Below are 20,918 nucleotides of genomic sequence, written 5' to 3'. Positions count from 1 at the left end.
TTATACTGTTTATGTGTACAGTATTTTTCATTTTCCCAAGGTGATCAAGGTTTCCTGAAGTGAAATCAGGCTATGCTGCTGATAACGCCCAGAATTTTTACCACGCTTAGTGCTGTATCCACACCACTTGCCACGGCGTCAGGGTCATTTTGCCGGTGAACGGCGTGTCGGAAATCAGTTCATGGCCCTGTTCATCCAGCGCCAGCTCGACCCTGTGGTCGGTAACGTTGATTACGCAGCTGATGCGGTCTTCGTTTTTCGGGTCATAACGCTCCAGGCCAAACAGCGATTTGCCGAGATCCAGCACCCGCTGGCCGGAGGAGGGCGCAAAGGCCGGGTGGGCGCGGCGCAGGGTAATCAGGTGGCGCAGGCCGTTGTAGACTTTTGCGCGCAGGCTCTCCGGGTTCGCCAGTTCGGCTTCTACCTTTTCTGCATCCAGCTTCTGCCGGTTGATACGGCGGTTAATCCCGGCGTGGTGCATCCCTTCGACGTCATTCTCGCTGCCGAGCAGGCTGTGGTAATAGAGCGCCGGCACGCCCACAAAGGAGAGCAGCAGCGATTGGGCGGCGATGAATTTTTTCGCCTTCAGGGCGTTGCTGTCCTGCTTTTCCGTCAGGGCGCTGAGGTAGTTGATGTTCAGTTCATACGGCGAGAAGGTGCCGTCGCCGTTGTCTTTGTGCGACACGCGCCCCTCTTTGCGGATCACTTCCTGCGCCATAAACTGCCGTTCGCTGTCGTCCAGGAAGGTCTCGGTCGGCCGCAGGCCGATGCCGTCATGGCTGGCCAGGAAGTTGAAGAAGGTGGTCTCCGGGTAGCGCGCCTCGGCGCTCAGCCCGTGCGCCCATCTGGTGAGCACGGTGGTGTCCTGGCGCAGGAAGGCGTGCAGCGTCAGCGGCGGCAGCGGGAACTGGTACACCATGTGCGCTTCGTCGCCGTGGCCGAAATAGCTGATGTTCTCATGGTGCGGCACGTTGGTTTCCGTGATCAGCCGGGTACCGGGTATGGCGTAATCCAGCACCGTGCGCCACACCTTGATGATGTTATGCACCTGCGGCAGGTGGATACAGCGCGTGCCCGGCTCTTTCCAGATGTAGCCGATGGCGTCAAGGCGGATCGACTGCCCGCCGCTGGCGGCATATTGCAGCAGGATGTCGAGGCTCTCCAGCAACACCTGTGGGTTGTGGAAATTGATGTCGATCTGGTCGTCGCTGAAGGTGGTCCAGAGGTAGACCATCTCGCCGTTGGCTTTGGTCATCGGCGTCAGCAGGCGGGAGGAGCGGGGGCGTACCACGCGGCTGTAATCCAGCGCCGGGTTGGCGGCAATCAGGTAGTCCGCGTAGTTTGGGTCATCATGCATAAAACCGTGTACCCACGCGCTGGAGCGGGAGACGTGGTTGATCACGCAGTCAAACATCAGGTTAAAACCTTTCGACAGGGTTTTCAGGTCGCCCCAGCCGCCCAGGTGCTCATCAATCAGGCGGTAGTCAATCACGCTGAAACCATCATCCGAGCTGTAGGGGTACATCGGCAGGATGTGGATGTCGGTGATGATTTCGTCAAAGTATTGGTGGGCGAACTTGTTAAGCGTCGCCAGCGGCTTCTCATCGGCGTGGTGGATGCTGTCGCCATAGGTGATCAGGTAAACGGTATTGCCGTCTACCCAATGCGGATTGGGGTGTTTGCCGTATTGCCATTTGGCGACCAACCGGAAAATTTGCCGCAGTACATCGCCGATGTGTTCACGCGGATAGACGTAACCAAGCAGTTTCTCTAACCGTTGCGCAAATTCCAGTTTGTTGGCGCTCATAACCCTTCCTTTTTTCGGCTGGTGTCAAAAAAAGGGTAGTCGAAAAATAAGCGCAGCGGCGGTAAAAGCAGCGGAAAAGTGCAAGCTGATGTGAAGGGCGGCGGCGCAGAAAGCACCGCCGCCGGGGGAATTACGCCCCGGGGGAGAGGGTGGCGACCATCACCGCTTTGATGGTGTGCAGGCGGTTTTCAGCCTGATCAAATACCACGCTGTGCGCCGACTCAAACACCTCGTCGGTGACTTCCATGCCGCCGTGCAAACCATACTGTTCCGCCATCTGTTTGCCGAGCACGGTCTGGTCATCATGGAAGGCCGGCAGGCAGTGCAGGAACTTCACCTGCGGGTTACCGGTTTGCTTCACCAGCGCCATGTTGACCTGGTAATCACGCAGCAGGGCGATGCGGTCCGGCCAGCTCTCTTTTGGTTCGCCCATCGATACCCAGACGTCGGTGTAGAGGAAATCTGCCTGCGCCACCCCGGCCTCGCACGACTCGGTCAGGGTGATGTCACCGCCGTTCTGCTGCGCCAGCGTTTTGCACTCGGCCACCAGCGCGGCATCCGGCCAGCAGGCAGTGGGGGCCACCAGCCGCAGATCCAGCCCGACCAGCGCCGCCGCCTCCAGCAGCGAGTTGCCCATGTTATTGCGCGCATCGCCCAGATAGGCCAGCTTCACCCCCTGCAACGGCCGCCCCGGCAGATGCTCCCGGATGGTCAGCAGATCCGCCAGCAGCTGGGTCGGGTGGAACTCGTCGGTCAGGCCGTTCCACACCGGCACTCCGGCTTGTTCCGCCAGCGTGCTGACGATCGCCTGGCCGTGGCCGCGGTACTGGATGCCGTCATACATGCGGCCGAGCACGCGCGCCGTGTCTTTGATCGACTCTTTGTGGCCGATCTGGCTGCCGCTGGGGCCGAGGTAAGTCACGCGCGCGCCCTGGTCAAACGCGGCAACTTCGAAAGAGCATCGGGTACGGGTCGAGTCTTTTTCGAAGATGAGCGCGATATTTTTGCCGGTAAGGCGTGGGGTTTCAGTGCCCTGTTTTTTCTCTGTTTTCAGGGCAACGGCGAGATCGAGCAGGGCAGTAATCTCGGCGGGGGTGAAGTCCAGCAATCTGAGGAAATGACGTTTATAGAAAGTACTCATCGCGCGGTTCTCCAGGCATTCGGTTCGTTTGATGTGAATTTAAATTCACATTATATGTATGAATATGCAATTGCAACCCCGCCTGACAAATCTTTCGTGTTTGTTGTGGAGGCGATGGCGGTGCTGTGGGAGAATGCGCACAGATACGCCCACTGACTGAGGACTTAGGCATGGCAAACCGCGAATTGCTGGACGAACAGCGTGAAGAAACCCGTCTGATCATCGAAGAACTGCTGGATGATGGCAGCGATCCCGATGCGCTTTACACTATTGAACACCATCTCTCGGCAGAGAAGTTTGAAGTGCTGGAGCAGGCCGCCGTTGAAGCCTTCAAGCTGGGTTATGAAGTGACCGACGCCGAAGAGCTGGAAATTGAAGACGGCACCAAGCTGATGTGCTGTGACGTGGTCAGCGAAGTGTCGCTGAAGCCGGAAATTATTGATGCGCAGGTAGAACAGCTGGTGGCGCTGGCCGAGCGTTGCAATGTGAACTACGACGGCTGGGGCACTTACTTTGAAGACCCGGACGGCGAAGAGGGCGACGAGTACGATGAAGACGACGACCTCATCGACGAAGATGATGACGGCAAACGTCACTGATCCTGAGCCGCACAAAAAAAGCCCCGCAAAGGGGCTTTTTTATGGGAGCCGTTACAGCGTTTCGCCGTTGCTGGCGATCACCTGTTTGTACCAGTCAAAGCTGGCTTTGCGGGAGCGTGCCAGGGTGCCGGTGCCGTCGTCATGTTTATCGACGTAGATAAAGCCGTAACGCTTGCTGTACTGGCCGGTGGTGAAGGAGACGCAGTCGATGCAGCCCCACGGCGTGTAGCCCATCAGCTCGACGCCATCTTCCGTGACCGCTTTCATCATCTGCTCAATGTGCGATTTCAGGTAGGCGATGCGGTAATCATCGTGGATGCTGCCGTCGGCCTCTGGCTTGTCGATGGCACCAAAACCGTTTTCCACAATAAACAGCGGCTTCTGGTAGCGCTCATAGAGCAAGTTCAGCGAGTAGCGCAGGCCCACCGGGTCAATCTGCCAGCCCCAGTCAGACGCCTTCACGTGCGGGTTCGGCACGCTGCCGGGGAAGCTGACGATGCTCTGGCTTTCGCTGTCGAGCTGGGTAGAGACGGCGTTGCTCATGTAGTAGCTCAGGCCGATGTAGTCGGTGCAGCCTTCACGCAGGGTTTGCTCGTCGCCCGGTTCCATCTGGATGGTGAAGCCGCGGCGCTCCCACTCTTTCAGGATGTAAGACGGGTAATAGCCGCGTACCTGAACGTCGGTAAACAGGAAGCGCTCACGCATCGCTTCCACCGAGTAGATCATGTCATCCGGGTGGCAGGAGTAGGGGTAGATCGGCACGCAGGCCAGCATACAGCCAATCTGGAACGCCGGGTTGATCGCATGGCCGAGTTTCACCACCTGGGCGCTGGCGACAAACTGGTGGTGCAGCACCTGGTACATCGTCTCTTCCGGGTTCTCGTGCTCGGTGAACACCACGCCGGAACAGCAGTAGCCAAACAACGGGTAACGCCAGTCACGCTGGTTGTTGATCTCGTTGAAGGTCATCCAGTATTTCACTTTGTGCTGGTAGCGCTGCATCACCACTTCGCTGAAGCGCACAAAGAAATCCACCACTTTGCGGTTTTTCCAGCCGCCGTACTCCTTCACCAGATGCCACGGCATCTCGAAGTGCGACAGGGTGATCACCGGTTCAATGCCGTATTTCAGCAGCTCGTCGAACAGGTCATCATAGAATTGCAGGCCGGCTTCGTTCGGCTGGGCGTCGTCCCCGTTCGGGAAGATGCGCGTCCAGGCAATCGAGGTGCGGAAACACTTGAAGCCCATCTCCGCGAACAGCGCCACGTCCTCTTTGTAGCGGCCGTAGAAATCCACCGCCTCATGGTTTGGGTAGGAATAGCCTTCCTGAATGCCGTCCGTCATCACGCGATCCACGCCGTGCGCGCCGCCGGAGAGCACATCCGCGATGCTGACGCCTTTGCCGCCCTGATCCCAGCCGCCTTCAACCTGATGCGCCGCCACCGCGCCGCCCCACAGGAAGTTACCCGGTAAACCTTGCTTTGCCATGATGCTCTGCTCCCTTCTGGTAAATAAAAGTGAGTCTGGCAAAGCGGGCAAATAAAGTCACGTTATAACACCGCACGCGCCGCGTGATATGTCACCGGGAAATAACAGGCTGTTTTTTAAAGGCGGCGCGGCGGGAATATTATAAGGCGGGGATCTGGCGGGCCAGTTTCTTGCCCAGGGTTTCGAGAATATAGAGTACCGGGATCTGCGTGGTGATATTGTGGTTTCCCGGCAGCAGCACATACGGCATATGGTAAGGGATATTCAGATCCGCCAGCCGCGCCAGCGAGGAGTTCTCCCCGTTGGTAATGCTGATGATTTTGCAGTGATGCAGATTAAACTGGCTGGCAATGCGCAGGATCTCCTGGGTCTCGCCGGAAACTGACAAGATAATCGCCACCGCTTTGCGGTACATGTCGCTGTTGACCGGATAATAGGGGTCATCAATATGGGTACTGAATTTCCCGACATTGGAAAAGAAACGCGCACCATATTTCCCCAGCGTGCCGGAGGTGCCCGCGCCAACAAAAATAATCCGCTCGTTGTCGGCAATAATCGCCGCCGCGGCATTTAATTGCCGGTCAAAGTCATCATTATTAATGCTATGGAAATAGTGGACGATCTCACTGATGCCGAATTCCGGCACCGTGGCCTGCGCCTGTTGCAAAAACAGCTTGTAACGCACGCGGAATTCCGAATACCCGGCATAGCCCATTTTTTTGCAGAACCGCAGGATGGTGGTGGTCGAGACGCCGACCTCCTCCGCCAGTTCGCGGATGGTCATGTAGATCACCTGTTGCCGGTGCTTCAGCACGTAATGGTAGACCAGCAGTTCCAGCTCGTTCAGGTGGGAGATTTCTTGGTAACTAAACATCACGCGGTTCCGGGGTGAAGGGAGAGGGGCGCACAACCGCGCCCACGGGTTACGGCACTAAATTACAGCGTTTTCAGCATGGTGACTTCGCAGTCTACATGGCCGGTGTTGCCCAGCGGCCCGCTGATGTGCTCAAAGCCCAGGCGTTCATACAGCGCCACGGCCTGCGTCAGGCTGGCGGTGGTCTCCAGGTAGCAGCGGCCAAAACCCTGTTCACGGGCGAAGTCCATCGCCTGTAGCGCCAGCTTTTTCGCCAGCCCCTGACCGCGCAGGATCGGCAGGAAGTACATTTTTTGCAGCTCGCAGAGGTCGGCCTCTGCGCCCGCCAGCGGGGCGATGCCGCCGCCGCCGGCGATCGCGCCGTCCGCCTCAATCACCCAATAGGCACTGCGCGGCTGGCTGTAGAGATCGTAGAGGTGGTCAAGGTTCGGGTCAGAGACCGTGTACCCTTTGTCCGCCGTCAGGCCGAATTCGGCGGAAACCCGGCGGATCACCTGGGCGATGGCGGCGTTGTCTGCGGCGGTCAGGGGGCGGATGACGACACGTGACGGCGTTGCAATGGTCATGATGATGTACTCAGGCAGTTAAACAAGGCAAAGGTGTGTGCCGCCGCGCACTGACGGTGCCGGGGTGGGCGGTCACAGGATCCGGTTACTATTACGCACTCTGTCACAAATGCAAAATAAAAAAGCCAGCCCGGAGGCTGGCTTTAACGGTAGCAGGTCACGGTTACAGCGCGGCGATGGTCGCCTGCTGCTCCAGCAATTTCACCTTAGCCTGGGCGCAGGCATCGAGGCGCTCACGCTCTTTCGCCACCACGGCTTCCGGCGCGCGTGCTACAAAGCCTTCGTTGGAGAGCTTGGCTTCAATGCGGCTCACTTCTGCATCCAGCTTCGCCACTTCCTTCGCCAGACGATCCAGCTCGGCGGCTTTGTCCACCAGACCGGCCATCGGGATCAGCAGTTCAGCACCTTCCACCAGCTTGGTCACTGACACCGGGCCTTTGTCGCCGTCCGCCAGCAGCGTGATGCTGTCGAGGCGCGCCAGTGACTTGATGAAGCTCAGGTTTTCGGTTACGCGGCGTTGCGCATCGGCGTCGGCACCGCGCAGCAGCACTTCCAGCGGTTTGCCCGGGGCGATGTTCATCTCGGCACGGATGTTACGCACGGCGATGATCGCCTGCTTGATCCACTCCAGATCGGCCAGCGCCTGCACGTCAACCTGCTCTGCGTCATACGCCGGGAACGGCTGAAGCATGATCGTGTCAGCGGTGATGCCTTTCAGGGTTTTCACGCGCTGCCAGATGGTCTCCGTGATAAACGGAATGATCGGGTGCGCCAGGCGCAGCAGCGCTTCCAGCACCGTCACCAGCGTGTGGCGGGTGCCGCGCAGTTCAGCTTCGGTGCCGCCGTTCATCACCGGCTTGGCGAGTTCCAGATACCAGTCACAGAACTGGTTCCAGGTGAACTCATACAGCACACCGGCGGCCAGGTCGAAGCGGTAGCTGTCCAGCGCCTCGCGGTAGGCTTTCACCGTCTGGTTGAACTCCGCCAGGATCCAGCGATCCGCCAGCGAAAGCTGCATCTCGCCGCCGTTCTGGCCGCAATCCTGATCTTCGGTGTTCATCAGCACAAAGCGGCTGGCGTTCCACAGCTTGTTACAGAAGTTGCGGTAGCCTTCCAGGCGTTTCATGTCCCAGTTGATGTCACGGCCGGTAGAGGCCAGCGCCGCCAGCGTGAAGCGCAGGGCGTCGGTGCCGTGCGGTTCGATGCCGTTCGGGAACTGCTTCTCGGTGCGTTTGCGGATCTTCTCCGCCAGCTGCGGCTGCATCATGTTGCCGGTGCGCTTCTCCAGCAGATCTTCCAGCGAGATGCCGTCGATCATGTCCAGCGGGTCAATCACGTTACCCTTGGACTTGGACATCTTCTGCCCTTCGTCGTCACGGATCAGGCCGGTCATGTAGACGGTGTGGAACGGCACCTGCGGCTTGCCGTTTTCGTCTTTCACGAAGTGCATGGTCATCATGATCATGCGGGCGATCCAGAAGAAGATGATGTCAAAGCCGCTCACCACCACGCTGGACGGGTGGAACGCTTTCAGGTCAGCGGTCTGTTCCGGCCAGCCCAGGGTGGAGAAGGTCCACAGCCCGGAGGAGAACCAGGTGTCCAGCACGTCTTCGTCCTGGCGCAGCGCCACGGTGGCGTCGAGGTTGTTTTCGCGGCGCACTTCGTCTTCATCACGGCCGACGTAGACGTTGCCTGCGTCGTCATACCAGGCCGGGATGCGGTGGCCCCACCAGAGCTGGCGGGAGATACACCAGTCCTGGATGTCACGCATCCAGCTGAAGTACATGTTTTCGTACTGTTTCGGCACAAACTGGATCTCGCCCTGTTCCACCGCTTCCACCGCGACTTTCGCCAGCGGGGCAGTGCGCACGTACCACTGGTCGGTGAGCATCGGCTCGATCACCACGCCGCCGCGGTCGCCATACGGCACCGTCAGGTCGTGCGGTTTGATCTCGTCCAGCAGGCCCTGCGCGTCAAAGGCGGCGACCACCGCTTTACGGGCGGCGAAGCGCTCCAGACCCTGGAATTTCGCCGGGATGGCGTTGCTCCACTCGCTGCTTTCGCGGCCGTTGGTGTCGAACACTTCCGCCACGTCACGGATGTCGCCGTCGAAGGTCAGGATGTTGATCATCGGCAGGCCGTGGCGTTTGCCAACTTCATAGTCGTTGAAGTCGTGCGCCGGGGTGATTTTCACGCAGCCGGTGCCTTTCTCCATGTCGGCGTGCTCGTCGCCCACGATCGGGATGCGGCGGCCCACCAGCGGCAGGATGATCTCTTTGCCGATCAGGTCTTTGTAACGAGGATCTTCCGGGTTTACCGCCACGCCGGTATCACCCAGCACGGTTTCCGGGCGGGTGGTGGCGACCACCAGATAGTCTTTGCCTTCAGCGGTTTTCGCGCCGTCCGCCAGCGGGTAGCGCAGGTGCCACATGGAGCCTTTGGACTCGCGGTTCTCCACTTCCAGGTCGGAAATGGCGGTGCGCAGTTTCGGGTCCCAGTTCACCAGGCGTTTGCCGCGGTAGATCAGGTCTTCTTTATAGAGGCGGACAAACACCTCTTTCACGGCCAGCGACAGGTTCTCGTCCATGGTGAAGCGCTCACGCTCCCAGTCCACGGAGTCACCGAGGCGGCGCATCTGGCGGGTGATGGTGCCGCCTGATTCCGCTTTCCACTGCCAGATTTTGTCGATGAAGGCGTCACGGCCGTAGTCGTGGCGGGTTTTGCCCTCTTCGGCGGCAATTTTGCGCTCAACCACCATCTGCGTGGCGATACCGGCATGGTCGGTGCCCGCCTGCCACAGGGTGTTTTTCCCCTGCATACGCTGGTAGCGGATCATGGTGTCCATGATGGTTTGCTGGAAGGCGTGACCCATGTGCAAGCTGCCGGTGACGTTCGGCGGCGGGATCATGATGCAGTAGCTCTCCTGGCTCTCGTCGCCGTTCGGCTTGAAGTAGCCCTGCTGTTCCCAGTGCTCGTAGAGCGGCTGTTCGATGTCTTGCGGGTTGTATGTTTTTTCCATTTCGCTTTGATATCAGTAAGTTGGCGGCTTGGCCGTGGTCAAATGAAAGCCGACGCTGCGATAGGCTTTATAGCGGTCGCGCGCCAACTGTTTCAGGGTGTCCGGGTAAGGGACGAAGTCTATCACTTCATGGAAAGCGGTGGCAAAATCTGCGAACTGCGGCAGCAGGCTGATCAACAGGTCACGCGGGGCGTTGCCGCGCTTGCCGGGCCAGCAGATCTCCACCGGTGCGCCGTACCGCGGCCCTTCACCCGCCAGATTGTGCGGCACGAAGGCGTCGGGTTCGCGCTGCCACAGCGCATCATCCAGCCGTTGCGCCTGCTGCTGGTCCTCACAGGCGATCAGCACCCGTTTACCGGCCCGCCAGCGGGCGGCGGCCAGATCACAGGCCAGGGCCTCATGGGCGATCATCCCGTTCGCGTCGGTGTCACTCTCCAGAAGGTAGAACGTTGCGTTTTTCATTGAAGTGCCATTGGTCAATCGGTAAAGCGGGTGCCGGAATAAAGAGGGCGGCCGCAGCCGCCCCGGTATGCCGCATTGCCGCCGGGAGAGGTGCCCCGGCGGCGGGAAGGGCGGTTACTCGTCGCCGTTCATGCCGGCGCGGTTCAGCAGGAACTGGGTCAGCAGTGCTACCGGGCGGCCGGTCGCGCCTTTGGCCTTGCCGGAGCGCCAGCCGGTGCCGGCGATGTCCAGGTGCGCCCACGAATATTTACGGGTAAAGCGGGACAGGAAGCACCCGGCGGTGATGGCACCACCGGCACGGCCGCCGATGTTGGCCATGTCTGCGAAGTTGGAGTCCAGCAGCTCCTGGTACTCCTCATGCAGCGGCAAACGCCAGGCACGGTCGCCCGCCTGCTCCGAGGCGCTGATCAGCTCATGCGCCAGCGGGTTGTGGTTGGACATCAGCCCGGTCAGCTGATGGCCGAGGGCCACCACGCAGGCGCCGGTCAGGGTCGCCACGTCAATCACCAGCTCCGGGTCAAAGCGCTCAACGTAGGTCAGGGCGTCACACAGCACCAGGCGGCCTTCGGCGTCGGTGTTCAGCACTTCCACCGTCTGGCCGGACATGGTGGTCAGGATGTCGCCCGGCCGGAACGCACGCCCGCCCGGCATGTTTTCACAGCCCGCCAGCACGCCGACCACGTTCAGCGGCAGGTTCAGTTCCGCCACCACGCGCATCACGCCATAGACCGAGGCCGCGCCGCACATGTCATATTTCATCTCGTCCATGCTGTCGGCGGGCTTGATGGAGATGCCGCCGGAGTCAAAGGTCAGCCCTTTGCCGACCAGCACGATCGGCTTAGCGTCCGGGTTTGGATTGCCTTTATATTCCATCACCGACATCAATGATTCGTTCTGCGAACCCTGGCCCACCGCCAGATAGGCGTTCATGCCCAGCTCTTTCATCTGCTGTTCGCCGATGACGCGGGTGGTGATGTTGGTGCTGAAGGCGTCGGCCAGCTGGCGCGCCTGCGAGGCGAGGTAGGCGGCGTTACAGATGTTCGGCGGCATGTTGCCGAGGTCTTTGGCGGCCTTCACCCCGGCGGCAATCGCCAGCCCGTGTTGGATGGCGCGTTCGCCGCTGGTCAGCTCACGGCGGGTCGGCACGTTAAACACCATTTTGCGCAGCGGGCGGCGCGGCTCAACTTTGTTACTTTTGAGCTGATCAAAGGTGTAGAGCGACTCTTTGGCCGTTTCCACCGCCTGGCGCACTTTCCAGTAGGTGTTGCGGCCCTTGACGTGCAGCTCGGTCAAAAAGCAGACGGCTTCCATCGACCCGGTGTCGTTCAGGGTGTTGATGGTCTTCTGAATCACCTGTTTGTACTGGCGTTCATCAAGCTCGCGCTCTTTGCCGCACCCGATAAGCAGGATCCGCTCGGAGAGGATATTCGGCACATGGTGCAGCAATAACGTCTGACCGACTTTGCCTTCCAGTTCGCCGCGGCGGAGCAGCGCGCTGATGTAGCCATCGCTGATTTTATCGAGTTGCTCGGCAATGGGCGACAGGCGGCGAGGTTCAAAAACCCCGACTACAATACAGGCGCTGCGCTGCTTTTCCGGGCTACCGCTTTTTACACTGAACTCCATGCACTCTCCTGAATCTTAAAGACAACGACGGGAGCTGCGGCTAGAATGACGCACTCCGCAACAAACCTTCGTCATTGTGTTAACTGCGGATGTTAACCTGAACGGCGTAATTTATTCTGTTTTCGGCGGCTATAGGCATGTTCCTATAGGGCACCCTAACACGAGATGTTTTAATGCTATTTTAGCTATGAAGGTGGCCATATGATGAGAATAAATGGCGCATTAGCGAAGAAACTAGCGATTTTCCTGCAAAAAGACAAGTTTTCACAGGCGTAATAAGCGTGATCATCATTAGATATCTGGTACGGGAAACCTTCAAAAGCCAGGTTGCGATTCTGTTCATCCTGCTGCTGATCTTCTTCTGTCAGAAGCTGGTCAGGGTACTGGGCGCAGCCGTCGATGGCGATATCCCAACAAATCTGGTCCTCTCCCTGATGGGGCTGGGCGTGCCTGAAATGGCACAACTCATCTTGCCGCTCAGCCTGTTCCTTGGGCTGTTGATGACCTTCGGCAAACTCTATACGGAAAGTGAAATCACCGTGATGCACGCCTGCGGGCTGGGCAAGAAAGTGCTGATTGTCTCCGCGCTGCTGCTGGCGTTGCTGACGGCGGTGATGGCGGCGGGCAACGCCTTCTGGCTCGGGCCGTGGTCCTCAAAACATCAGGACGAAGTGCTGGCGGAGGCCAAGGCCAACCCCAGTATGGCGGCGCTGGTGGAGGGGCAGTTCCAGCCCTCGCAGGACGGCAACGCGGTGCTGTTTGTCGGCAGCGTGAAGGGCAAGGAGTTCCATAACGTCTTTCTGGCGCAGTTACGGCCGAACGGCAACCAGCGCCCGTCGGTGGTGGTAGCGGATAGCGGCCACATGGAGCAGCGCGCGGACGGCTCGCAAACGGTGACCCTGAACCAGGGCACGCGTTATGAAGGCACCGCAATGCTGCGTGATTTCCGGGTCACAGATTTCAACAACTATCTGGCGGTGGTCGGCCACCAGACGGTGAGCCTGGATAACACCACCGAAGCCGAACAGATGAGCATGAGCCAGCTGTGGCAGGCCACCACGCCGGATGCGCGCGCCGAGTTCCACTGGCGGCTGACGCTGGTGTTCTCGGTGCTGCTGATGGCGCTGATGGTGGTGCCGCTCAGCGTGGTGAACCCGCGCCAGGGCCGGGTGCTGAGTATGCTGCCGGCGATGCTGCTTTATCTGATCTTCTTCCTGCTGCAAAGCTCGCTGCGCTCCAACGGCGCAAAAGGCAAGTTCGACCCGATGGTGTGGATGTGGGCGACCAATGCCGCTTACTTCGTGCTGGCGATGGTGCTGAACGCCTGGGATACGGTGCCGGTGCGCCGCCTGCGCGCGCGTTTTAAAGGAGCCGCGTAATGTTTGGCGTATTGGATCGCTACATCGGGAAAACCATTTTTAACACCATCATGATGACGCTGTTCATGCTGGTGTCGCTGTCCGGCATTATCAAATTTGTCGATCAGTTGCGCAAAGTGGGGCAGGGCGGCTATTCCGCCACCGGCGCGGGGCTTTACACGCTGCTGAGCGTGCCGAAAGACATCGAGATTTTCTTCCCGATGGCGGCGCTGCTGGGGGCATTGATGGGGCTGGGCGCGCTGGCGACCCGCAGCGAGCTGGTGGTGATGCAGGCGTCCGGTTTTACGCGGATGCAGATTGCCGCGTCAGTAATGAAGACCGCGATTCCGCTGGTGTTGCTGACCATGGCGATTGGCGAGTGGGTTGCGCCGCAGGGCGAGCAGATGGCGCGTAACTACCGGGCGCAGATGATGTACGGCGGCTCGTTGCTCTCCACCCAGAGCGGGCTGTGGGCGAAAGATGGCCCGGACTTTATCTTCATCGAGCGGCTTTCCGGCGCGAATGAGCTTTCCGGCGTCAATATTTATCATTTTGACAAAGAAAACCATTTGCTGTCAGTGCGTTATGCGGCCAGCGCCACCTTTGACGCCGACGCGCGCGAATGGAAGTTGTCGCAGGTAGACGAATCCGGGCTTGGCGGGAAATTTATCACCGGCCACCAGACGCTGAACGGCGTATGGAAAACCAACCTGACGCCGGACAAGCTGGGTGTGGTGGCGCTCGACCCGGATGCGCTGTCCATCAGCGGCCTGCGTAACTACATCAAATACCTGAGCCAGAGCGGGCAGGAGTCGAACCGTTACCAGCTGAACATGTGGAGCAAGATTTTCTCGCCGCTGTCGGTGGCGGTGATGATGCTGATGGCGCTGTCGTTCATTTTCGGCCCGCTGCGCAGTGTGCCGATGGGCGTACGGGTGGTCACCGGGATCTGTTTCGGTTTCCTGTTCTACGTGCTGGATCAAATCTTTGGGCCGTTGAGTCTGGTGTATAATATTCCGCCAATTCTCGGCGCGCTGTTGCCGAGTTTGCTGTTTTTGCTGATAAGTGTGTTTATGTTATTGAAGCGGAGATAGTTTTCTTCTGCCGAAGTAGAAAGAAGCCCCGGGATGGGGCTTTTTTGTTTTTTATGGGGGAGGGGGGGATGTGGCGTTGGCGCATGCCCGGTGTCTTTCTGCGGCTTCGTGGCCGCCACCGGGCGTAAAGTGGATTGTTTCGGTTGTTTATGTGTATTTGTCTACCTGGCTCACTGAGCCTCAACCGAGCGGGGCCTGCCGGCGCGCCGGCCCTGCACCCGTGCGCTTTCGGTGGTTTGGCTGAATCATTGCACGCTCCCGCGTGTCCCCTCATTCCGCCTCCGGGCTGATCGGGCCGCCGCAGACACGCTCCCGGCGTGGCTGCGACTCTCACGGGCATCCATGCCCGTTCGCCCGGCCCTTCGTCTTCATTCGGCAATGATTTTTACGCCCCCACCGAACTGCAAATCTTTGGGTATGTAAGGAAATAGTAGGTGGGGATTATTGGATGTTCGGTGTACTCGCCCGGCCCTGCGGCTCCATTCGGCAATGATTTTTACGCCCCCACCACTTTTGCAAACCAATAAGTCTGTGAGGAAATAATAGGGGGAGGTTTTAAGTCGCTCGGCGTGTTTGCTCTCATACCGAATTTTCATGCGGCAACGTGTCTGCATTCTTCACAAATTTTAAAAAAGCCTTATCTACTCTTTCCTTACATAGCCAAGAATTTGCAGTCTGGTGGGGGCATTAAATTATTGCCGACGAGGACGCAGGGCCGGGTGAGCGGGCATGGACAAATTGGCCGGGAGCCAATTTGAACAACGCGAAGCGTTGGCCCCGAAGGGGTGAGCCCCAGGGATGGGGCGAATCTTCCCCGCGAGAGGGACAGCCACGCTGGGAGCGTGTCTGTCCCGGCCCGATTAGCCCGGAGGCCGAAGGAGGGAACCCGCTACGCGGGCAATAATTCTGCCGGATCACCCAAGGCGCGGGGATGCAAGGGGCGAGCGCCTACGCGCCCCTTGCGCGGTGGCGGCAGCGGAGCCGCAGAAGGAATGCAGGCGTTTGCCAACGCAACCAACCTCAATCCAAAAGCAAAAGGCCACCGCACATGAGCAACCGAAATAAGCCATCTCATCAACAACCGAAACAATCCACTTAACCCCAGTGGCGGCAGCAGGGCCGCCTACCCCTGCCGCGAAAACACCGCTATCACTGCATCAAGATGCGCCTTCATCGCCCGCCGCGCCCCCGCGGCATCCCCCGCCTCGATGGCATCAAGGATCGCCCGGTGCTCCTGCTCGGAGCGGTGCGGCATATCCTCCGGCGTGTAATTACGCTGCAACACCCGGAACATGCTGCCGTAACGGTGGCCGAGCAGGTGGCCGATGATGAACGCGTAAGCCGGGTTGCCGCTGGCCTGGGCAATACGGATGTGGAACAGCCGGTCGCCGGGGTGCGTCTCCGATCCGGCGCGGTTGTCCTCGCAGTTGCGCAGGTAGGCGGCGCGGATGGCGGCGCGCTCCTCCGCGCTGGCGTAACGCGCAGCCAGTGCGGCGGTTTCCGGCTCGATCAGGCGGCGGGTCTGTAACAGCGAAAAAGGCGGCAGCTCGCTGTTCAGGTCGAGGTCAATCCCCAGCTCCTCGTCCAGTTCGCCCCACTGGCCGCGCCCGGCTTGCGCCATCACCGGCTCCGGTGTAGCCACGATCGGCGGGTGGCGCACAATCACGCCATTGCCGACTTTCACATCCACCAGCCCCACCACCTCCAGCGCAATCAGCGCCTCCCGCACCGACGCCCGGCTCACCTGCATTTGCGCCGCCAGATCGCGCTCCGACGGCAATCGGCTGCCGGGCGGAAATTCCCCTTTCTCAATCAGCCCGCGCAGCTGATCGGCTATCTGCCGGTAAAGCCGCGGGTTTTCCAGTCTGGTAATCGGCATAGTGGCCCGTCTCCCTGTGGTCGGTTAAGCGATTCAGCCACCAATTCCCGGTTGTGGCCCTTGAGGAATTGTTATCGGCGTGTAAAAACTGAATCCGCGTTGATGATGTTTTGTGCAGCCGGTGCCCATCTTAGCAAACCCCGCCGCCGGGTAAGCAATAACATTTCCAACCTAATTGGCCTGACCTTCAGGCTCTTTTTAGCCGGTCAGTGGCCTGACCATTAGACCTGAAAGCGAGGCACCCATGACCCAGTTTACCGCCCTGCGCGTTGAAGATATCCGCTTTCCCACCTCGCAGGCGCTGGATGGCTCCGACGCCATGAACCCGGACCCGGACTACTCCGCCGCCTATGTGATTCTGGAAACCGATGACCCGACGCTGAGCGGCCACGGCCTGACGTTTACCATCGGCCGCGGCAATGAGATCTGCTGTGCGGCCATCCGGGCGCTGGAGCACCAGATCGTCGGGCAGTCTTTGGAGTCGATCACTGCGGACATGGGCGCGTTCTGGCGGCGTTTCACCAGTGACAGCCAGCTCCGCTGGATCGGGCCGGACAAGGGCGCGATCCATCTGGCGACCGGCGCGGTGATCAACGCCGTGTGGGATGCGTGGGCGAAATCCTGCGGCAAGCCGCTGTGGCAACTGGTGGCGGATATGTCGCCGGAAGAGCTGGTGCGTTGTATCGATTTCCGTTACCTCACCGACTGCATCACGCCGGAGCAGGCGTTACGGCTGCTGACCGAACGCGCCGAAGGGCAGGCGCAACGGCGCGAGACATTGCTGGCGGAAGGTTACCCCTGTTACACCACCTCGGCGGGCTGGCTCGGCTACCCGGATGAGAAGCTGCGCCGCCTCTGCCAGCAGGCGGTGGACGCCGGGTTTTCCTTCCTCAAACTCAAAGTCGGGCGCGACCTGGAAGATGACATCCGCCGGGTGCGCATCGCCCGCGAGGTGATCGGTCCCGACCGCCAGTTGATGATTGACGCCAATCAGGTGTGGGAGGTGGATGAGGCGATCGACTGGGTCAACAAACTCGCCTTCGCCCGGCCGTGGTTTATTGAGGAACCCACCAGCCCCGATGACATCGAAGGCCACCGTAAAATCCGTGAGGCGGTCGCGCCGGTGAAAGTGGCGACCGGCGAGATGTGCCAGAACCGCATTATGTTCAAGCAGTTCATTATGCGTGGCGCGATCGACGTAGTGCAGATTGACGCCTGCCGGATGGGCGGCGTGAATGAGGTGCTGGCGGTGATGCTGATGGCCGCACGCTATAACCTGCCGGTCTGCCCCCATGCCGGCGGCGTCGGGCTGTGCGAGTACGTGCAGCACCTGTCGATGATCGACTACCTCTGCATCGCCGGGACGCATGAAGGGCGGGTGATTGAGTATGTGGATCACCTGCACGAGCATTTCGTGACGCCGTGTGAGATCCGCGGCGCGGCCTATATGCCGCCGCACGCGCCGGGCTTCTCGATTGAGATGCACGCTGCGTCCCTCGACCAGTACCGCTTCCGGGGGTAACGATGCGCATCGACGCCCACCAGCATTTCTGGCGCTACCAGCCGCAGGAGTATGGCTGGATCAGTGACCAGATGGCCGTGCTGCAACGCGATTTCCTGCCCGGCGATCTGTTGCCGTTGCTGCAACAACAGCAGATCGACGGCTGCATCGCGGTGCAGGCGCGCCAGAGCCTCGACGAGACGCTGAGCCTGCTGGCGATGGCGGATGTTAACCCGTTTATCCTGGGCGTCGTGGGCTGGCTGCCGCTCACCTCGCCGGTGCTGGCCGACGTGCTGGCCCCGTTGCAGGATCTCCCGGCGCTGCGCGGGGTGCGGCATCTGGTGCAGGATGAACCCGACCCGGCCGCGTGGCTGCAACAGCCGGCGCTGGAGGGTGGGATGCAACTGATTCAGTCGCGCGGTTATGTGTATGAGCTGCTGGTGACGCATCGCCACCTGGCGGACGCCACAACCTTCGCGGCGCGTCATGACGATCACTGGCTGGTGCTGGACCACCTCGGCAAACCGGACATCGCCCGCGGTGCGGTGCACTGGGCGCGGCAGATTGCGCCATTGGCCGCGCTACCACATGTCGCCTGCAAGCTCTCCGGGTTGGTGACCGAAGCGCCCGGTTTCCGCTGGACGCCCGCGCTGCTGCGGCCGTTTATCGAGGCGGCGCTGGAGGCGTTCGGCCCGGATCGGTTGCTGGCCGGGTCAGACTGGCCGGTCTGTTTGCTGGCCGGTGAGTATGCGCAGGTCACCGAACTTTATGAGCAGGCGCTCGTTTCCCTCAGCGACGCCGAGCGCGCCGCCATCCTTGGCGGCAATGCCTGCCGCCTCTACGGCTTACAGGAGCCAGACTATGCACCTCAACCTCACTGATAAGGTCGTGATCGTCACCGGCGGCGGGTCCGGCATCGGCGCGGCGATCTCTGCCACGCTGGCTGACGAGGGGGCGATCCCGGTGATCGTTACCAATACGCCGCCGGAGCCGGGCTTTCTGGCACAGCTTCAGCAACAGCAACCGGCCGCTTGCGTGATCCTCGCCGATCTCTGCCAGGAAGCGGAGTGCCGCCGTGCGGTGGCGGAGGCGCTGGCCCGTTTCGGCCGCCTTGACGGGCTGGTCAATAACGCCGGGGTGAATGACAGCGTCAGCCTGGAGGCGGGGCGCGAGGCGTTTGTGGCCTCGCTGGAGAAGAACCTCGTCCACTACTACCTGATGGCGCACTTCTGCCTGGATGCCCTGCGCGCCAGCCGCGGCAGCATCGTCAACATCAGCTCCAAAACCGCGCTGACCGGGCAGGGCAACACCAGCGGCTACACCGCCGCGAAAGGGGGCGTGCTGTCCCTGACGCGGGAGTGGGCGGTGTCGCTGCTGGAGGACGGCATCCGCGTGAACGCGGTGATCCCGGCCGAGGTGATGACGCCGCAGTACGAGCGGTGGATCGACACCTTCGACCAGCCGCAGCGCAAACGCGACAGCATTACCGCCCGTATTCCGCTCGGCAAACGCATGACCACGCCGCAGGAGATCGCCGACACCGTGGTGTTCGCACTGTCGCCGCGCTCGTCGCACACCACCGGGCAGTGGCTTTCGGTGGATGGCGGCTACACCCACCTCGACCGGGCGATCACATGAGGATCTGTCAGGCGCTCGACCTGGTGGAGTCCCCGGCGCTGATTGCCGAGTATCAGACGCACCACCAGCGCATCTGGCCGGAGGTGGCGGCGCACCTGCGGCAGCACGGCATTCTCGACATGGAGATTTACCGCCTCGGCACGCGGCTGTTTATGGTGATGGAGGTGAGTGACGCCTTCGACCCGGCGGCCTTTGCCGACGCGAGCAACGCTAACCCGCACATTCAGCGCTGGGAGGCGCTGATGTGGCAGTACCAGCTTCCCACCCCGTGGACGCCACCGGGTGATAAATGGGTGACGATGGACCGCCTGTTTTCCCTTGCGGATCAACCCGCAGCGCAGTAACCCGGCGCGCCGGACGCGCCAATGATGCGTTATCCAACCTGGATCAAGGAGTTAACATGCTAGTCAATAAAAGTGCGTCACTGTCGGCCAATACCGGCCAACTGGCCACCAGCGGGCGCTGGGCGCTGATGCTGGTCACCAGTCTGTTCTTTATGTGGGGGTTGTCGTATGGGCTGCTGGATGTGTTGAACAAACACTTTCAGGAGACGTTGCATGTGACCAAGGCGCAGTCCGGCCTGTTGCAGGCGGCCTATTTCGGTGCCTATTTCCTGGTAGCGCTGCCCGCCGGGCTGTTTATGGACCGTAAAGGCTATAAAGCGGGGATTCTGGTCGGTTTATGCCTGTATGCGCTGGGCGCGCTGCTGTTTGTGCCCGCTGCGTCTGCCAACAGTTTTGCGCTGTTCCTGCTGGCGCTGTTTGTGATTGCCAGCGGGCTGGGCTGCCTGGAGACGGCGGCGAACCCGTATGCCACGGTGCTGGGTGACCCGGCCGGGGCGGAGCGGCGGCTGAACCTGGCGCAGTCGTTTAACGGGCTGGGGCAGTTTATCGGCCCGATGATCGGCGGCACGCTGTTTTTCTCCGCCACGCAGGCGCCGGGCAGCGGGCAGGAGTCGGTGAAGATCACCTATGTGGCGATTGCGGGGCTGGTGCTGGTGATTGCGTTTCTGTTCAGCCGCACCCGGCTGCCGGACATCCGTGAGAGCGGCGACGTGCCGGGGGAAGCACCGCGCGGGTTGTGGCAGCACCGGCATTTTGTCGGTGGCGTGGTGGCGCAGTTCTTCTACGTGGCGGCGCAGGTCGGCGTGGGGGCGTTCTTTATCAACTACGCCACCGAGCACTGGCATAACGTGTCGAACCAGAGCGCCTCGTATCTGCTGTCGGTGGCGATGATCAGCTTTATGGTCGGGCGGTTTTTCAGCACCTGGCTGATGGGGCGCGTGGCGGCCACCACGCTGCTGATGCTCTACGCGCTGGTGAATATCGTGCTGTGCGGGCTGGTGGTGATGAGTATTGAGAACGTGTCAGTGATTGCGCTGGTGGCGGTGTTCTTCTTTATGTCGATTATGTTCCCGACCATTTTCGCGCTGGGCGTGAAGAACATGGGCGTTCACACCAAGCGCGCCAGTTCATTCATGATCATGGCGATTGTCGGCGGCGCGATTATGCCGTACTTCATGGGCGCACTGGCGGACCATTACCACACGGCGATCTCCTACCTGTTGCCGATGGCCTGTTTCGCGGTGGTGTTTGTGTATGGGCTGAGCCAGCGCCGGGCGCAGAGGGCGGGGCGCGTATAGATTGCAATAAGTTTGGCGATAGCCGCTGCCAGATCGGCGATACCCGTTGCCAGTTGCTGCCGGATCGGCGATACCCGGGGCGACCAGCAGGCCGGGCGTCCCTCCGGGAACCCGGTCTGCTGTTTCCCCTAATAGCGGGCGTTGTGAGTTGCTGTGAGATATGTTGCGACAGGACTAAAAGCGCATAGGCCGCTGTGGGGGCGTCGCGGTAAGTCTGGAGACTC

17 protein-coding genes are annotated in these 20,918 nt (G+C 60.5%); 8 read left to right on the top strand and 9 right to left on the bottom strand.

The genetic code is table 11. The features are described 5' to 3' along the window. Positions 1–106: 106 nt before the first annotated feature. Positions 107–1,807 carry a sugar phosphorylase gene (locus CYR55_RS04610; RefSeq protein WP_101814967.1) on the bottom strand — a complete coding sequence of 567 codons (1,701 nt, stop codon included), beginning with the start codon at positions 1,805–1,807 and terminating at the stop codon, positions 107–109. A 130-nt stretch (positions 1,808–1,937) separates the two neighbouring features. Then, the gene (gene argF, locus CYR55_RS04605; RefSeq protein WP_101814966.1) at positions 1,938–2,948 is read right to left on the bottom strand and encodes an ornithine carbamoyltransferase; all 1,011 of its coding nucleotides are present in this window, start codon (positions 2,946–2,948) and stop codon (positions 1,938–1,940) included. A 170-nt stretch (positions 2,949–3,118) separates the two neighbouring features. On the opposite strand from argF, the gene rraB reads away from it, so the two are divergent. After that, the gene (gene rraB / locus CYR55_RS04600) at positions 3,119–3,547 is read left to right on the top strand and encodes a ribonuclease E inhibitor RraB (protein WP_101814965.1); all 429 of its coding nucleotides are present in this window, start codon (positions 3,119–3,121) and stop codon (positions 3,545–3,547) included. Between the two features lie 51 nt (positions 3,548–3,598). Here the strand turns inward: rraB and CYR55_RS04595 are convergent, their stop codons facing one another. From CYR55_RS04595 to pepA, 6 genes are all read right to left on the bottom strand, one after another. After that, positions 3,599–5,035 (bottom strand): 6-phospho-beta-glucosidase, encoded by a 1,437-nt coding sequence (locus CYR55_RS04595; RefSeq protein ID WP_101814964.1) that lies wholly within the window; start codon positions 5,033–5,035, stop codon positions 3,599–3,601. 139 nt (positions 5,036–5,174) lie between these two features. Further along, complete coding sequence (locus CYR55_RS04590) at positions 5,175–5,909, bottom strand: MurR/RpiR family transcriptional regulator (protein WP_101814963.1); 735 nt, start codon at positions 5,907–5,909, stop codon at positions 5,175–5,177. Between the two features lie 62 nt (positions 5,910–5,971). After that, positions 5,972–6,475, bottom strand: coding sequence for a GNAT family N-acetyltransferase (locus CYR55_RS04585; RefSeq protein WP_101814962.1), 504 nt, complete (start codon positions 6,473–6,475; stop codon positions 5,972–5,974). Between the two features lie 163 nt (positions 6,476–6,638). Beyond that, positions 6,639–9,494: a valine--tRNA ligase gene (locus CYR55_RS04580; protein WP_101814961.1), complete on the bottom strand. Its 2,856-nt coding sequence runs from the start codon at positions 9,492–9,494 to the stop codon at positions 6,639–6,641. A 12-nt stretch (positions 9,495–9,506) separates the two neighbouring features. Then, positions 9,507–9,956, bottom strand: coding sequence for a DNA polymerase III subunit chi (locus CYR55_RS04575; RefSeq protein WP_072931824.1), 450 nt, complete (start codon positions 9,954–9,956; stop codon positions 9,507–9,509). Between the two features lie 114 nt (positions 9,957–10,070). Continuing rightward, the gene (pepA, locus tag CYR55_RS04570) at positions 10,071–11,582 is read right to left on the bottom strand and encodes a leucyl aminopeptidase (protein ID WP_101814960.1); all 1,512 of its coding nucleotides are present in this window, start codon (positions 11,580–11,582) and stop codon (positions 10,071–10,073) included. A 281-nt stretch (positions 11,583–11,863) separates the two neighbouring features. Between pepA and lptF the strand changes: the two genes are divergently transcribed. Both lptF and lptG read left to right on the top strand, forming a co-directional pair. Next, positions 11,864–12,961 (top strand): LPS export ABC transporter permease LptF, encoded by a 1,098-nt coding sequence (lptF, locus tag CYR55_RS04565; protein WP_101814959.1) that lies wholly within the window; start codon positions 11,864–11,866, stop codon positions 12,959–12,961. Then, positions 12,961–14,034 carry an LPS export ABC transporter permease LptG gene (lptG, locus tag CYR55_RS04560; protein WP_101814958.1) on the top strand — a complete coding sequence of 358 codons (1,074 nt, stop codon included), beginning with the start codon at positions 12,961–12,963 and terminating at the stop codon, positions 14,032–14,034. Before lptF ends, lptG begins: the two co-directional genes overlap by 1 nt. Positions 14,035–15,157: 1,123 nt before the next feature. Here lptG and CYR55_RS04555 read toward each other — a convergent pair. Beyond that, positions 15,158–15,913, bottom strand: a complete 756-nt coding sequence (locus CYR55_RS04555) for a FadR/GntR family transcriptional regulator (protein WP_101814957.1) — start codon at positions 15,911–15,913, stop codon at positions 15,158–15,160. A 244-nt stretch (positions 15,914–16,157) separates the two neighbouring features. Here CYR55_RS04555 and CYR55_RS04550 point away from each other — a divergent pair, with 244 nt between their 5' ends. From CYR55_RS04550 to CYR55_RS04530, 5 genes are read left to right on the top strand one after another with little or no spacing between them, the layout of a single operon-like run. After that, the gene (locus CYR55_RS04550) at positions 16,158–17,435 is read left to right on the top strand and encodes an L-fuconate dehydratase (RefSeq protein ID WP_101814956.1); all 1,278 of its coding nucleotides are present in this window, start codon (positions 16,158–16,160) and stop codon (positions 17,433–17,435) included. 2 nt (positions 17,436–17,437) lie between these two features. Next, on the top strand, positions 17,438–18,295 hold the full coding sequence (locus tag CYR55_RS04545; RefSeq protein WP_101814955.1) for an amidohydrolase family protein: 858 nt from the start codon (positions 17,438–17,440) through the stop codon (positions 18,293–18,295). Beyond that, positions 18,276–19,052, top strand: coding sequence for an L-fucose dehydrogenase (locus CYR55_RS04540; protein ID WP_101814954.1), 777 nt, complete (start codon positions 18,276–18,278; stop codon positions 19,050–19,052). The genes CYR55_RS04545 and CYR55_RS04540 overlap by 20 nt, the downstream gene beginning before the upstream one ends. Next, positions 19,049–19,396: an L-rhamnose mutarotase gene (locus CYR55_RS04535; protein WP_101814953.1), complete on the top strand. Its 348-nt coding sequence runs from the start codon at positions 19,049–19,051 to the stop codon at positions 19,394–19,396. The genes CYR55_RS04540 and CYR55_RS04535 overlap by 4 nt, the downstream gene beginning before the upstream one ends. A gap of 56 nt (positions 19,397–19,452) precedes the next feature. Continuing rightward, on the top strand, positions 19,453–20,694 hold the full coding sequence (locus CYR55_RS04530; protein WP_101814952.1) for a sugar MFS transporter: 1,242 nt from the start codon (positions 19,453–19,455) through the stop codon (positions 20,692–20,694). Positions 20,695–20,918: the final 224 nt, after the last annotated feature.

The organism is Chimaeribacter californicus, from assembly GCF_002858675.1.
Taxonomy (GTDB): domain Bacteria; phylum Pseudomonadota; class Gammaproteobacteria; order Enterobacterales; family Enterobacteriaceae; genus Chimaeribacter; species Chimaeribacter californicus.
This window is presented reverse-complemented; position numbering and strand designations above follow the sequence as displayed.

What these genes read in the sequence shown, in the direction of transcription:
- CYR55_RS04590 (WP_101814963.1), bottom strand. Translation starts at nt 5,909, where the DNA reads ATGTTTAGTTACCAAGAAATCTCCCACCTGAACGAGCTGGAACTGCTG.
- CYR55_RS04585 (WP_101814962.1), bottom strand. Translation starts at nt 6,475, where the DNA reads ATGACCATTGCAACGCCGTCACGTGTCGTCATCCGCCCCCTGACCGCC.
- CYR55_RS04610 (WP_101814967.1), bottom strand. Translation starts at nt 1,807, where the DNA reads ATGAGCGCCAACAAACTGGAATTTGCGCAACGGTTAGAGAAACTGCTT.
- rraB (WP_101814965.1), top strand. Translation starts at nt 3,119, where the DNA reads ATGGCAAACCGCGAATTGCTGGACGAACAGCGTGAAGAAACCCGTCTG.
- pepA (WP_101814960.1), bottom strand. Translation starts at nt 11,582, where the DNA reads ATGGAGTTCAGTGTAAAAAGCGGTAGCCCGGAAAAGCAGCGCAGCGCC.
- CYR55_RS04575 (WP_072931824.1), bottom strand. Translation starts at nt 9,956, where the DNA reads ATGAAAAACGCAACGTTCTACCTTCTGGAGAGTGACACCGACGCGAAC.
- CYR55_RS04545 (WP_101814955.1), top strand. Translation starts at nt 17,438, where the DNA reads ATGCGCATCGACGCCCACCAGCATTTCTGGCGCTACCAGCCGCAGGAG.
- CYR55_RS04535 (WP_101814953.1), top strand. Translation starts at nt 19,049, where the DNA reads ATGAGGATCTGTCAGGCGCTCGACCTGGTGGAGTCCCCGGCGCTGATT.
- CYR55_RS04580 (WP_101814961.1), bottom strand. Translation starts at nt 9,494, where the DNA reads ATGGAAAAAACATACAACCCGCAAGACATCGAACAGCCGCTCTACGAG.
- argF (WP_101814966.1), bottom strand. Translation starts at nt 2,948, where the DNA reads ATGAGTACTTTCTATAAACGTCATTTCCTCAGATTGCTGGACTTCACC.
- CYR55_RS04550 (WP_101814956.1), top strand. Translation starts at nt 16,158, where the DNA reads ATGACCCAGTTTACCGCCCTGCGCGTTGAAGATATCCGCTTTCCCACC.
- CYR55_RS04555 (WP_101814957.1), bottom strand. Translation starts at nt 15,913, where the DNA reads ATGCCGATTACCAGACTGGAAAACCCGCGGCTTTACCGGCAGATAGCC.
- lptG (WP_101814958.1), top strand. Translation starts at nt 12,961, where the DNA reads ATGTTTGGCGTATTGGATCGCTACATCGGGAAAACCATTTTTAACACC.
- CYR55_RS04595 (WP_101814964.1), bottom strand. Translation starts at nt 5,035, where the DNA reads ATGGCAAAGCAAGGTTTACCGGGTAACTTCCTGTGGGGCGGCGCGGTG.
- CYR55_RS04530 (WP_101814952.1), top strand. Translation starts at nt 19,453, where the DNA reads ATGCTAGTCAATAAAAGTGCGTCACTGTCGGCCAATACCGGCCAACTG.
- CYR55_RS04540 (WP_101814954.1), top strand. Translation starts at nt 18,276, where the DNA reads ATGCACCTCAACCTCACTGATAAGGTCGTGATCGTCACCGGCGGCGGG.